This is a genomic window from Moritella marina ATCC 15381 (assembly GCF_008931805.1).
GTDB classification, from domain to species: domain Bacteria; phylum Pseudomonadota; class Gammaproteobacteria; order Enterobacterales; family Moritellaceae; genus Moritella; species Moritella marina.
Genome location: NZ_CP044399.1, coordinates 3,480,778 through 3,493,523, shown reverse-complemented (window position 1 = coordinate 3,493,523; position 12,746 = coordinate 3,480,778). Strand labels below are relative to the sequence as shown.

The 12,746-nt window shown below is 42.2% G+C and carries 12 protein-coding genes; 10 read left to right on the top strand and 2 right to left on the bottom strand.

Going from position 1 to position 12,746, the window contains the following annotated elements; all coding sequences use genetic code 11:
• Positions 1-30: 30 nt before the first annotated feature.
• From hfq to hflC, 4 genes are read left to right on the top strand one after another with little or no spacing between them, the layout of a single operon-like run.
• A complete protein-coding gene (gene hfq, locus FR932_RS15670) occupies positions 31-273 on the top strand; it encodes an RNA chaperone Hfq (RefSeq protein WP_019442380.1) in 243 nt (80 codons plus the stop codon).
• Positions 274-332: 59 nt separating this feature from the next.
• On the top strand, positions 333-1,622 hold the full coding sequence (hflX, locus tag FR932_RS15665; protein WP_019628947.1) for a ribosome rescue GTPase HflX: 1,290 nt from the start codon (positions 333-335) through the stop codon (positions 1,620-1,622).
• A gap of 49 nt (positions 1,623-1,671) precedes the next feature.
• Positions 1,672-2,835, top strand: a complete 1,164-nt coding sequence (hflK, locus tag FR932_RS15660) for an FtsH protease activity modulator HflK (RefSeq protein ID WP_019442378.1) — start codon at positions 1,672-1,674, stop codon at positions 2,833-2,835.
• A 3-nt stretch (positions 2,836-2,838) separates the two neighbouring features.
• The gene (hflC, locus tag FR932_RS15655) at positions 2,839-3,714 is read left to right on the top strand and encodes a protease modulator HflC (RefSeq protein ID WP_019442377.1); all 876 of its coding nucleotides are present in this window, start codon (positions 2,839-2,841) and stop codon (positions 3,712-3,714) included.
• Between the two features lie 111 nt (positions 3,715-3,825).
• Here the strand turns inward: hflC and fldB are convergent, their stop codons facing one another.
• The gene (gene fldB / locus FR932_RS15650) at positions 3,826-4,344 is read right to left on the bottom strand and encodes a flavodoxin FldB (RefSeq protein WP_019442376.1); all 519 of its coding nucleotides are present in this window, start codon (positions 4,342-4,344) and stop codon (positions 3,826-3,828) included.
• 194 nt (positions 4,345-4,538) lie between these two features.
• On the opposite strand from fldB, the gene xerD reads away from it, so the two are divergent.
• From xerD to lysS, 6 genes are all read left to right on the top strand, one after another.
• Positions 4,539-5,429 (top strand): site-specific tyrosine recombinase XerD, encoded by an 891-nt coding sequence (xerD, locus tag FR932_RS15645; RefSeq protein WP_019442375.1) that lies wholly within the window; start codon positions 4,539-4,541, stop codon positions 5,427-5,429.
• 109 nt (positions 5,430-5,538) lie between these two features.
• Positions 5,539-6,351: a bifunctional protein-disulfide isomerase/oxidoreductase DsbC gene (gene dsbC, locus FR932_RS15640; protein ID WP_019442374.1), complete on the top strand. Its 813-nt coding sequence runs from the start codon at positions 5,539-5,541 to the stop codon at positions 6,349-6,351.
• A complete protein-coding gene (recJ, locus tag FR932_RS15635; RefSeq protein WP_019442373.1) occupies positions 6,348-8,078 on the top strand; it encodes a single-stranded-DNA-specific exonuclease RecJ in 1,731 nt (576 codons plus the stop codon). The genes dsbC and recJ overlap by 4 nt, the downstream gene beginning before the upstream one ends.
• Positions 8,079-8,217: 139 nt before the next feature.
• On the top strand, positions 8,218-8,631 hold the full coding sequence (locus FR932_RS15630; RefSeq protein WP_019442372.1) for a CBS domain-containing protein: 414 nt from the start codon (positions 8,218-8,220) through the stop codon (positions 8,629-8,631).
• Between the two features lie 310 nt (positions 8,632-8,941).
• Positions 8,942-10,040, top strand: a protein-coding gene (gene prfB / locus FR932_RS15625; RefSeq protein WP_167513866.1) for a peptide chain release factor 2 whose coding sequence is annotated in 2 segments (ribosomal slippage) — positions 8,942-9,016 and positions 9,018-10,040 — 1,098 coding nt in all. Because the reading frame shifts where the segments join, the coding sequence is not laid out codon by codon here.
• Positions 10,041-10,056: 16 nt separating this feature from the next.
• Positions 10,057-11,565 (top strand): lysine--tRNA ligase, encoded by a 1,509-nt coding sequence (gene lysS, locus FR932_RS15620; protein ID WP_019442370.1) that lies wholly within the window; start codon positions 10,057-10,059, stop codon positions 11,563-11,565.
• Between the two features lie 132 nt (positions 11,566-11,697).
• On the opposite strand, the gene ygfZ is transcribed toward lysS, so the two are convergent.
• On the bottom strand, positions 11,698-12,684 hold the full coding sequence (gene ygfZ, locus FR932_RS15615) for a tRNA-modifying protein YgfZ (protein WP_019442369.1): 987 nt from the start codon (positions 12,682-12,684) through the stop codon (positions 11,698-11,700).
• Positions 12,685-12,746 lie beyond the last annotated feature (62 nt).

Below are 12,746 nucleotides of genomic sequence, written 5' to 3'. Positions count from 1 at the left end.
AAAAATCTAATTTTTAAAAGGAAACTATTGATGGCTAAGGGACAATCATTACAGGACCCGTTTTTGAATGCATTACGTCGTGAACGAATTCCTGTCGCAATTTATTTAGTTAATGGCATTAAGTTACAAGGCCAAATTGAGTCATTTGACCAATTCGTTATCTTGCTCAAAAATACGGTTAGCCAAATGGTTTACAAGCATGCTATTTCAACTGTTGTTCCGGCACGTCCGTTACAGCATGGAATTCAAGCTGAAAGTGAAAGTGATAAATAATTCTTTGAAATTTAATACAATAAAACTTGTGGGTCATATACTCATAGGGAGTCGTGAAGTTGTTTGATCGCCATGAAGCAGGTGAACGTGCGATATTAGTGCATGTTAACTTTAATGATGAAGGTAACAGGGAAGATCTGCATGAACTAGAAATGCTGGTTTCCTCTGCGGGTGTGAATGCGTTAACGGTGGTAACAGGTTCTCGTACCAGGCCACACCCTAAATATTTTGTGGGTTCAGGTAAGGCTGAAGAAATTGCTGAAGCAGTAAAGCTTTATCAAGCAGATATTGTTATCTTTAATCATGCCTTAGCACCACGTCAAGAGCGTAACCTAGAAGCGCTCATTGAATGTCGTGTTGTTGATCGTACTGGTTTGATTTTAGATATATTTTCACAACGAGCACGTACTCACGAAGGTAAGTTACAGGTTGAACTCGCACAGTTACGCCACATGTCGACCCGATTAATTCGTGGTTGGACGCATTTAGAACGCCAAAAAGGCGGTATCGGTATGCGTGGTCCAGGTGAAACTCAGCTGGAAACAGATCGTCGTTTGTTACGTGTCCGTATTGACACTATTTTACGTCGTTTAGACAAAGTAGTGACGAAACGTGACCAAGGTCGTCGTTCACGTAAGCGTCGTGAAATACCGACAATTTCGTTAGTGGGTTATACTAATGCAGGTAAATCAACACTGTTTAATCGTTTAACGCATTCTGACGTGTATGCCGCTGATCAATTGTTTGCGACACTCGACCCAACACTACGCCGTATTGCGGTAGCTGATGTTGGCGAAGTTGTATTAGCGGATACAGTGGGCTTTATTCGTCACTTACCGCATGATTTAGTCGCGGCTTTTAAAGCCACGTTGACGGAAACGAGAGAGGCAGATCTACTTTTACATGTAATTGATTGTGCAGATGAAAATATGCGCGGTAATATCATGGAAGTAGACTCAGTGCTCACCGAAATTGAAGCGGGCGAAGTACCTGCTTTAATGGTGTATAACAAAGTCGATAAGCTTGATGACGGGCGTTGTCGTATTGATTATGATGATGAAGGTAAGCCTGTAAGTGTTTGGTTATCTGCAATGTCGGGTGAAGGCACGGCCTTTTTATACCAAGCGTTAACTGAATTACTAGCAAGTACCATGAAAGTGGTCAAACTACAGCTACCTGCAATGCAGGGTAATATTGTAAGTCATCTATATAATCTCGATTGTATTGAACATGAAGCGTTTGCTGAAAATGGTGACTGGCTACTCGACATTAGAATGACTATGATTGATTGGCAGCGTTTGAAAAAACACAAATGTAATAACATTGAAGATTTCATCCTTCAGCATTAGGCTGATATAATTAATATTTTCCCGAAACTATCTGGTAATGGAGATGCAAATGGCTTGGAATGAGCCCGGAAATGGCGGTAATAAAGATCGCGACCCTTGGGGACAAAAAGGGAAAGAGCAGGGACCCCCTGATCTTGACGAAGTATTTAAAAAGCTAACCAGCAAGTTCGGTGGCGGTAATGGCGGTAAGTTTTCAGGAGGCGCTAACTTCAATAAAGTGGGTGTTTCTCTGGTACTTGGTGTTCTGGCTGTTATTTGGGTGGTCAGTGGTTTCTATACGATCAAAGAAGCTGAACGTGGTGTGGTATTACGCTTAGGTCAGTATTCACAAACAGTTGAGCCTGGTTTATCTTGGTTGCCAACGTTTATTGACCGTGTGATCCCTGTTGACGTTAGGAGCATCCGCTCTATGCCTGCGTCTGGTTCAATGTTAACGAAAGATGAAAACGTTGTTGATGTGAAAATGGATATTCAATATCTGGTTATCAACCCACGTGATTATCTGTTTAGTGTAACAAATCCGGATGATAGCTTACATCAAGCAATCGATAGTGCATTACGCTTTGTTGTTGGTCATACGACAATGGATGATGTGATCACAACGGGTCGTGAAGTAGTTCGCCAAAGTACGCGCGAAAATATTGAAACGATTATTGATGCTTACGACATGGGTATTCAACTTGTTGATGTCAACTTCTTGTCTGCACGTCCACCGGAAGCTGTTAAAGATGCATTCGATGATGCGATTGCAGCACAAGAAGATGAACAACGTTATATTCGTGAAGCTGAAGCATATGCACGTGAAATTGAACCGACAGCACGTGGTCAAGTGAAACGTATTGGGCAAGAAGCTGAAGCTTATCAACAACAAGTTTCATTAAAAGCACAAGGTGAGGTGGCTCGTTTCGAAAGCCTATTACCACAGTACCAACTTGCGCCTGAAGTAACACGTCAACGTTTATATCTAGAAACAATGGAACAGGTTTATTCAAATACAACGAAAGTTGTGGTTGATACTGAAGGTACGGGTAACATGCTTTATCTACCATTAGATAAAATCATGAGCGCTAACGCGACTGAGACTAAACCGGCTCGTTCGGCTAATTCGGTACCAACACCGCAGCAACCAGCGAAATCTAATAACCGTTATCAGTATCCAGATACGAATAGTTCTAATGTTCGTCCTGATCGTTATAACACAGGGAGAAACTAAGCTATGAATCAATTAAAAGCAGTTATTTTAGTACTTGTGCTATTACTTGGTTTTTCGTCTTTCTTTGTGGTCAACGAAGGTCAACGTGCGCTAGTTGTACGTTTTGGTAAAGTACTTAAAACGGGTGATGAAGCGAAGGTTTACCTTCCTGGTCTAAACTTTAAAGTACCATTTATCGATTCAATTCGACTACTAAGCTCACGTTTACAAACGCTTGATGGTCTTGCTGACCGTTTCGTTACGTCTGAAAAGAAAGATTTAATTATCGATTCTTATGTTAAATGGCGTATTGAAGACTTTGAGAAGTTTTACCTTGCAACGAATGGCGGTAATTTCTTACAAGCAGAGTCTTTATTATCACGTAAAATTACCAATGGTCTACGTAATGAGATTGGTAATCGCACCATTAAAGATATCGTTTCTGGTGAACGTGGCGAAGTGATGGAAGATGCATTAAAACGTATGGCTCGTTCATCTGAGCTCGGTATTTTGGTTGAAGATGTACGTATCAAGCAAATCAATCTACCTGAGGAAGTGAGTAACAGTATCTTCCAACGTATGAGTGCAGAGCGTCATGCTGTAGCGAAAGAACACCGTTCGCAAGGTTATGAGCAAGCTGAAATCATTAAAGCTGAAGTGGATGCGAAAGTAACAGTAATGCTAGCTGATGCTAACCGTCAAGCACGTCAATTACGTGGTGAAGGTGATGCACGAGCGGCGAAGATTTATGCTGATTCATACAACAAAGATGTTGAATTTTATAATTTCTTACGTAGCTTACAAGCTTACACTAAGAGTTTTAGTAACAAATCTGATGTATTAGTTATCTCTCCTGAGAGCGATTTCTTTGATTACATGAAAGGCGTTTCTTTAAAATAAACATGACTTGTTCATGAATAGTAAAAGGCCGCTGCAATGAGATTGCAGCGGCCTTTTTATATTCATCATTTGCTGTAATGATTAGCAGTTATGAGTCGCTATTCGTTATTATCAATACAGTGCTGCAATTTCTTCGAGTACTTGTAATGACCATGTCGCAATACGTTCATCTGTTTGGTCGTATTGGCTGTCTTCATCGAGCGCAAGACCAAGAAATTGAGTTTCATCTTCCGTTAATGCTTTTGACGCGACAAATTCATAGCCTTGGTTTGGCCATTGGCCGATAAAGTGAATTCCTTTACCTTGCAGTTCGTCAAATAACATCCCCATTGCATCGAGGAACCATTCGCTATAATTAACCTGATCGCCAAGGCCAAATAGTGCAACGGTTTTACCTGCAAGGTTAATACCTGCTATATCTGACCACAGGTCACCCCAATCTTCTTGTAGTTCGCCGTAATCCCAAGTTGAGATACCAAATATAAGCACATCATAATTCTCGATATCGGTAAAACCATTGTCTTTTATGTCATGTAAGTCGACAAGTTCGGTACCTATTTCAGCTTGGATCTTTTCCGCAGCCATGGTGGTATAAAAAGTAGTGGAGCCGTAATATAAACCGATTTTCATTATCTACATCCAAAGACTGAGTTGCTAGTTATGTTATGTGCTAACCGTGATGTGCGTATTTATTGCACATTGCCCGCGTATTATTTTTATATAGTAACATGAGATAATTGTACTATAATCCATGTTTATTTATACAGTGTTGTTATACTGTATAAATGACTATCACAATCGTAATCGCAGCATAGGGCACACGCTTGGAAAAGATTGAAATAATAGAACAGTTTTTAGATGTTATGTGGCATGAACGCGGATTATCAGATAATACGCTGATGTCTTACCGTAATGACTTAAACCAATATCATCACTGGTTAGTGCAGCATAAGCAGCAATTATTAACAGTCGATCGCCTTGAGATCCAAGCTTTTATGGCTAGCCGATTTGATTTAGGTTACAAAGCCAGTAGCACGGCGCGACAATTAAGCGCAGTGCGTCGCCTTTATCAATACTTCTATCGTGAACAGTTCCGTGATGATGATCCAACCGCGTTGCTTATCAGTCCTAAACTATCGCAGCGCTTACCGGGTAATTTATCGGAAGCGGAAGTAGATGCATTACTGTCTGCGCCAGAACTTGATGATCCTATTCAACTACGCGATAAAGCCATGATGGAGCTCCTCTACGCAACTGGTTTACGGGTATCTGAGTTAGTGGGTTTGAGTATGGAGTCGATGAGCTTACGCCAAGGTGTCGTACGTGTTACCGGTAAGGGCGGAAAAGAACGTTTGGTGCCGATGGGGGAAGAGGCTGTGTATTGGGCTGAACGCTTTATTGATGAAGGGCGGGCGACCTTACTGAAAGGATTGACGTCTGATGTGGTATTTCCATCACGACGAGGTAATTTTATGACGAGGCAGACCTTTTGGCATCGTCTTAAGCATTATTCACAAGTGGCGGGGATCACCACACATTTGTCCCCCCATACGTTACGCCATGCTTTCGCAACACATTTATTGAACTATGGCGCGGACTTACGCGTTGTGCAGATGTTGTTGGGTCATAGTGATTTATCGACCACACAAATTTATACACATGTCGCGACAGCGCGATTAGAGCAGTTGCATAGTGAGCACCATCCACGCGCGTAACTGTGCTGATGGACACTAGCGCTCGGGATTAAAGGCTAGTGATAAATAATTAATTCTGTTAATTTATCACTATAGATATCCATTAAGGATAACAGCGGAGACAAATCAGATGTTAAAGAAAGTATTAATTACAGCAATCGCGGCAGGCCTTGTCGGCAGTTTTGTATTGGGCATAAACGGTGCACCAAAACAAGCATCAGTAACAAAAGATGTCGCAGTGCAGACTGTAGCGGCTAAAGCTGAAGACTTATCAGCTAAGTTATCACCTGAACACCAAGATATTTCACGCCTACTTGCAGCGAAACTTAATTTTAAAGTATCAAGCGTGAGTGATAGTGCGATCCCAGGCTTATTTGAAGTCGTGACAGAACAAGGTATTTTCTACGTTAATGCGGATGCGTCTAATCTTATTCAAGGTTCACTTTATCAAGTGAGTGATGCCGGTGTTATCGATCTAACCGAACAGGCTATGGGCAAAGTACGCCAACAAGCAATACAAGCGCTTGCGGGTGAGACGATTGATTACCCTGCTGAAAATGAGAAATACAGCATCACTGTATTTACCGATATTAACTGCGGTTATTGCCGCAAGTTACATAACGAAGTTGCTGAGCTTAATCAATTAGGCGTTAGTGTGAAATATTTAGCTTTCCCACGTGGTGGTTTGAACTCACCGACGTATCAAGACATGGCATCAATTTGGTGTGCTGAAGATCAAGCACAAGCGATGAACAATGCTAAGCGTGGCGGTAAAGTTGTACCCGAAATGTGTACTAACACGGTGGCAAAGCAATATGAATTAGGCCGTCGTTTAGGCGTTACAGGGACACCTGCAATTGTATTTGATAATGGTCAGATGCAACCGGGTTATGTACCAGCTGCACAGCTTGTTAGTATTTTAGAACAGATGGATAAATCTTGATAAAACAAATTAAACGTCGTGAAAATCTAGATTGCGACGGTATATCGGCAGCGGTACCCGCATTGCTACGCCAGATTTATGCAAGTCGTGGTGTTACTTCTGACCAAGAACTAGATAAAGGGGCTAAAAGTTTATTACGCCCTAATCAGCTTAAAGGCATGACGGCAGCGTGTAAATTATTGGTCACAGCGTTAGAACAAAATCAACGCATTATTGTGGTTGGTGATTTTGATGCAGACGGCGCCACCAGTACGGCATTATCGATACTGGCTTTTAAAATGCTCGGTTATCGTAATGTTGATTTTCTAGTGCCGAATCGTTTTGAATTTGGTTATGGCTTAAGCCCTGAAATTGTTGATCTTGCTGCTGCTAATGGCGCGCAAGTGATCATGACAGTGGATAACGGTATCTCTAGTATTGCAGGCGTTGCCGCGGCGAAAGCATTGGGTATTAAAGTACTCGTGACCGATCACCATTTACCGGGCAATGAAACACCGGCTGCAGATGCAATTGTGAATCCAAACCAGCACGGTTGTACTTTCCCCAGTAAAAATCTTGCGGGTGTGGGGGTGGCATTTTATTTGATGCTGGCTTTACGTGGCGCTTTGCGCGACCAAAATTGGTTTGCTAAACAAGGTTTAGTTGAGCCTAACTTAGCTTGTTTATTGGATATTGTTGCGTTAGGGACTGTCGCCGATGTGGTACCGTTAGATGCTAATAACCGAATTTTGGTACACCAAGGTTTACAACGTATTCGCGCGGATAAATGTCGTCCAGGTATTAAAGCGTTAATCGAAATAGCTAATCGAAATCAAGCGCAGCTTTGCGCCAGTGATCTGGGTTTTGCATTAGGTCCAAGATTGAATGCGGCTGGGCGTTTAGATGATATGTCAGTCGGTGTGGCGACATTATTGTGTGAAGATTTAAACAATGCGCGTCGCTTTGCTGGTGAACTCGATAGCCTCAATGAAGAGCGTAAAGAAATTGAAGGCTCGATGCAGCAAGAAGCCTTAGCGATTCTAAAAAGTGTTGATTTTGATGCTGGCGAGGTGCCTTACGGCATTTGCTTATTCCAAGATGATTGGCATCAAGGTGTTGTTGGTTTAGTCGCTTCACGTATCAAAGAACGCTTTCATCGCCCTGTTATTGCTTTTGCTGATGCTGGTGAGGGCGAAATTAAAGGCTCTGCACGTTCGATTCCAGGTTTGCATTTACGTGACACTCTAGAGCTACTTGATACTCGTAATCCGGGGATGATCTTGAAGTTTGGCGGGCATGCTATGGCGGCAGGTTTATCATTACGTCTTGATTGTTATGACGAGTTTGCGAAGCAGTTTAATACTTTAGTGCAAGAGTTGTTAACTGAAGAGCAGTTAACAGGCGTGGTATTAAGTGATGGTGAATTGCCGAGTGAGCAACTTTCACTGCCTACTGCAGAGCTAATTAAAGAAGCCGCGCCATGGGGACAGATGTTCCCAGAACCGATATTTGATGGTATTTTTAGATTGCGTGAGCAACGTCTTGTGGGCAAAAAGCATTTGAAAATGATGTTGGAACCTGAAAATGGTGGGCCACTGGTGGATGCGATAGCTTTTAATGTTGACTTAGAGGTATGGCCTGATGCCTCAGTGCAGAAGGTCGAATTGGCCTACAAACTCGATGTAAATGAGTTTCGTGGTAAGCGTAGCCTGCAGTTTATGGTTGAGCATTTACAGCCATTACGCTAATCAGTATTTTACCTAAATACAGGTTGATAGCTTTTGGCGATTGAATTGTTAGTTTTAATTGTCTTTAGCTATTCACCCTTTGTCGTTATAGTGATTACCTCTTCTACAGCAATCCTGCTTTAAGATAAGGATATAAACCATGACTATGCAACGCGTAATGAATGAAATGAAAATTAATGCCCCAAGTATTCCCTGTGGCACGTCACTGGTAGCTGTAGTTGAACTGTTTGCTAAGCATTTGATTAATGCCGTTCCGGTAGTGAACTCGACAAATGAAGTGATTGGTTTTGTCTCAGAATCGGATTGCATGCAAGCCTTGATTAGCGGTAGTTACCATTGCGACAAACCTGCTATTGTTAATGACGTTATGAGCAAGCATGTTGCGACAGTCTCTCCACAAGACAGTATTGTTGATATCGCGATCCGTATGACCAAAGATAATTTCAGTGTTTATCCGGTTGTTGAAGCAAATAAGTTGGTGGGTATTATTAGCCGCAGAGACATACTGCAAGTATTGGCTGAAAATAACAGTCAGTGTCATAAACTGAGCTAGTTCACCACTGTCGCTATTGCAAACCATGCTGTCTTAGCATGGTTTTTTGTTATTTTATTTCTACGTTTAAACCGACTTTTCGCTCAATCTTTATTTATCCGCATTTTTTTGCTCATATTATCGATTAATTTGCTATTTTCTTAATCTTCCCCTGTTTATCCGCTAGTGAATTCGGTAAAATTTGCTGTTGTGTAAAATCCCATTGTTAGCGCAATATACTTAGTCGCATGTTGAATTCGATATTCAGCGCATAACGCTAAGTGCACTATATTTAGCACCATGTTGAATACAACCAAAATAGAGCCAAATCATGTTTGAAGTAAATCCAGTAATGAATAAATTAAAGGAGCTAGGCGAGCGCGCTGAGCTGCTTCGGGGGTACCTTTGACTATGATGCTAGTAAAGAGCGTCTAGAAGAGGTATCTGCGGAATTAGAGTCATCGGAAGTATGGAGTGACCCTAAAAGAGCACAAGAATTAGGTAAAGAACGCGCATCATTAGAATTGGTCGTAAAAACGATTGATGATCTCGGTACGGGTTGTGATGACGTTGAAGGCTTAGTTGAACTGGCAGTTGAAGCTGAAGACGAAGAGACATTTGCCGAAGCAGAGCATGAAATCATCGGTTTAGAAGCACAGCTAGCTAAACTTGAATTTCGTCGTATGTTTTCTGGCAAACAAGATGCAAATGATTGCTATCTTGATATCCAGTCTGGCTCGGGCGGTACCGAAGCACAAGATTGGGCAAACATGTTATTACGTATGTTCTTACGATGGGGTGAGGCACACAACTTTAAAGTTGAGTTGATCGAAGTATCAGCTGGCGATGTCGCTGGGATCAAAGGCGCCACTATCCGTTTGGGTGGTGAGTATGCTTTCGGTTGGTTGCGTACAGAAACGGGTGTTCATCGTTTAGTGCGTAAATCACCATTTGATTCAAGTGGCCGTCGCCATACCTCATTTGCATCGGTATTTGTTTATCCAGAAATTGATGACAGTATCGAAATTGACTTAAATCCATCGGACTTACGTATCGATGTATACCGTGCGTCAGGCGCGGGTGGTCAGCATGTAAATACAACAGAATCAGCGGTACGTATTACTCACTTACCGACCAATCTTGTTGTACAATGCCAGAACGATCGCTCTCAGCATAAGAATAAAGATGCAGCGATGAAGCAAATGCGAGCTAAGTTGTTTGAGCATGAAATGCAAAAACAAAACGCTGAAAAACAAATAGCAGAAGACGCTAAATCAGATATCGGTTGGGGCAGCCAGATCCGTTCATACGTACTGGATGACTCACGCGTAAAAGATTTACGTACTGGTGTTGAAACACGCAACACACAAGCCGTTTTAGACGGTGATTTAGATAAATTTATTGAAGCCAGCCTGAAATCAGGCCTGTAAAAAATAGGGTTAAAAAATGACTGAACAGTTACAAGATGAAAACAAACTGATTGCAGAACGTCGCGCGAAATTAGATCATATCCGCAAGAGCTGTAAAGCAAATGGCCACCCTAACGACTTTCGTGTAAAAGATAAGTCAGCAGATTTACAGGCAGCATTTGGCGAGAAGTCAAAAGAAGAATTAGTAGAACTGCAGCACGTGGTAAGCATCGCGGGTCGTATCATGGCTAAACGTGGTCCTTTCCTTGCTATCCAAGATACATCTGGTCGCATTCAAGCATACGCATCAAAAGACGTGCAAAAAGCACAGAAAGCGGATCTTGGTGGTCTAGACATCGGTGATATCGTTGGTATTACTGGCGCACTAAACAAATCGGGTAAAGGCGATCTTTACGTTGAAATGACTGAATACGTACTAATGACAAAAGCATTACGTCCGTTACCAGAAAAATTCCACGGTCTTACTGATCAAGAAATGTGTTACCGTCAGCGTTATGTTGACCTTATCGTAAATGCTGAATCGCGTAATGCCTTCATCGTACGCTCTAAGTTAGTAACAGCTATCCGTAACTTCATGGTATCGAAAGATTACATGGAAGTTGAAACGCCAATGATGCACGTGATCCCGGGTGGTGCAACTGCACGTCCATTCATCACGCACCATAACGCGCTTGATCAAGAAATGTACCTACGTGTAGCACCAGAGCTATACCTTAAGCGTTTAGTTGTTGGCGGTTTTGATCGTGTATTCGAAATCAACCGTAACTTCCGTAACGAAGGTTTATCTCCGCGTCATAACCCTGAATTCACCATGATGGAATTCTACCAAGCTTACGCTGATTACAACGATCTGATGGATTTCACTGAAGAAATGCTAAGCACAGTAGCCGTTGAAGTACTTGGCGCTACGTCTATGCCTTACGGTGATGAGACTGTTGAATTTGGTGGCAAATACACACGTATTAGCATGCTAGATGCAATCAAACAGTACAACCCTGAACACGAAGTGATTCAAGCACTGACTAACGAAGGCGTTCAAGATCGTGAGCTAATGGTTTCTATTGCGAAATCATTACATATGACGGTTGAGAAGTTCTGGACTTGTGGTCAATTATTGGAAGAGATCTTTGGTGAAACAGCTGAACCACAACTGATTCAACCAACGTTCATCACTGGCTACCCAGCGGATATCTCGCCACTAGCACGTCGTAGTGATGACAACCCATTCTTCACTGACCGTTTCGAGTTCTTCATCGGCGGCCGTGAAGTTGCAAATGGTTTCTCTGAGCTTAACGATGCACAAGACCAAGACGAACGTTTCAAAGCACAAGTTAACGCGAAAGATGCGGGCGATGATGAAGCTATGTACTACGACGCTGATTACATCACTGCACTAGAACACGGTTTACCACCAACTGCAGGTCAAGGTATTGGTATTGACCGTTTAGCTATGTTATTTACCAATACACATACTATCCGTGACGTAATCTTATTCCCTGCAATGCGTCCGCAAGCAAATAGCTAATTAGTTTTTTATCAGCGAGTTATTCAATTAGCTCGCGATATTAACGATAATAAAAAGCCAGTCAACATAACGTTGACTGGCTTTTTTGTTTTCTAGCGGTGAGCTTTTAACTTTAGGTTAGAGCTCGCAGTATTAGTCTACTTCAACCAATGAGTACGGTAATGCTTTAAACGCCAATGTTGATTCATTATCAGTGATTTTAAATACGCTATCAGCTTCAAGATTGTTTGGCAGTACGCTTGAGATGATTTGTACGCCATCGCTATAACGGTAGCTTAAGTTTACTTTACCGCTGCTACGCCAGTTTTCACCGAGTTGCAATTCAATGTTATCACCACTATTAACTTCTGTTGCAGTCACTCCGCTTAAGATTGCCATTGCACGTTTGTTTGTACCACGGTATTTCGCGCGAGCAACAGTTTCTTGGCCTGTGTAACAACCTTTCTTAAAGCTAATGCCATCATAAGCTTGCAGGTTAAATGCTTGTGGGATCTGCACGCTGCTCATCGCTGCGCTAACAATCGGCGCAGCTGCTAGGATATCAAGTGCATCCCAGAATGAACCGTCGTCGGTTGCTGCTTCAGCTAAGTGTTGGCTGATCTGTTGTAGTGACGCATCACTTTTTTGCAATAATACTAAGAAGCGCGGTGTGCCACCAATAAGTCGCATGACAAAGCCATTCGGTAAATGAGTGACAGCTTCTTCGCCTAAGGTAATTGCAAAAGTCTTATTCAACCACTGCTCTGCTTGTTCGCCAGCGATGCCGTAAAGGTTACAAAATGCAGAGGCATCGGTGAGTTCTACTTTTGAGAATACCGCGTATTTTTTCAGTTCAGGTTGGGTGATCGCTAACGCGTCTTTACGCATGATGAAATAAAACGAATTGCCTTTTTTAGCTACTTGGAATGTTGACCACAGTTTACCTTTGGGATCACAATGACCACCCCAGGTTGTTTGTTGGTCTTCTAGGCCCACCAGATCACAAGTCAATTGGCCTTGTAAATAACTTAAACGCTGCTCACCTGTTGCAGTCATTAATCCCCAGTGTGATAGCTCGCTTACGATCACATTTGGTAGTGCATCTGTTGATGCTAGGGTCAGTTTATTAAATTGCGTCATTGTTTACTCTTCTCTGGCTGGTTTTCTCTATGGTAGAGTGAACGCAAGCATTTGTCTTTAGA

What these genes read in the sequence shown, in the direction of transcription:
- hfq (WP_019442380.1), top strand. Translation starts at nt 31, where the DNA reads ATGGCTAAGGGACAATCATTACAGGACCCGTTTTTGAATGCATTACGT.
- hflK (WP_019442378.1), top strand. Translation starts at nt 1,672, where the DNA reads ATGGCTTGGAATGAGCCCGGAAATGGCGGTAATAAAGATCGCGACCCT.
- hflC (WP_019442377.1), top strand. Translation starts at nt 2,839, where the DNA reads ATGAATCAATTAAAAGCAGTTATTTTAGTACTTGTGCTATTACTTGGT.
- fldB (WP_019442376.1), bottom strand. Translation starts at nt 4,344, where the DNA reads ATGAAAATCGGTTTATATTACGGCTCCACTACTTTTTATACCACCATG.
- dsbC (WP_019442374.1), top strand. Translation starts at nt 5,539, where the DNA reads ATGTTAAAGAAAGTATTAATTACAGCAATCGCGGCAGGCCTTGTCGGC.
- FR932_RS15630 (WP_019442372.1), top strand. Translation starts at nt 8,218, where the DNA reads ATGACTATGCAACGCGTAATGAATGAAATGAAAATTAATGCCCCAAGT.
- lysS (WP_019442370.1), top strand. Translation starts at nt 10,057, where the DNA reads ATGACTGAACAGTTACAAGATGAAAACAAACTGATTGCAGAACGTCGC.
- ygfZ (WP_019442369.1), bottom strand. Translation starts at nt 12,684, where the DNA reads ATGACGCAATTTAATAAACTGACCCTAGCATCAACAGATGCACTACCA.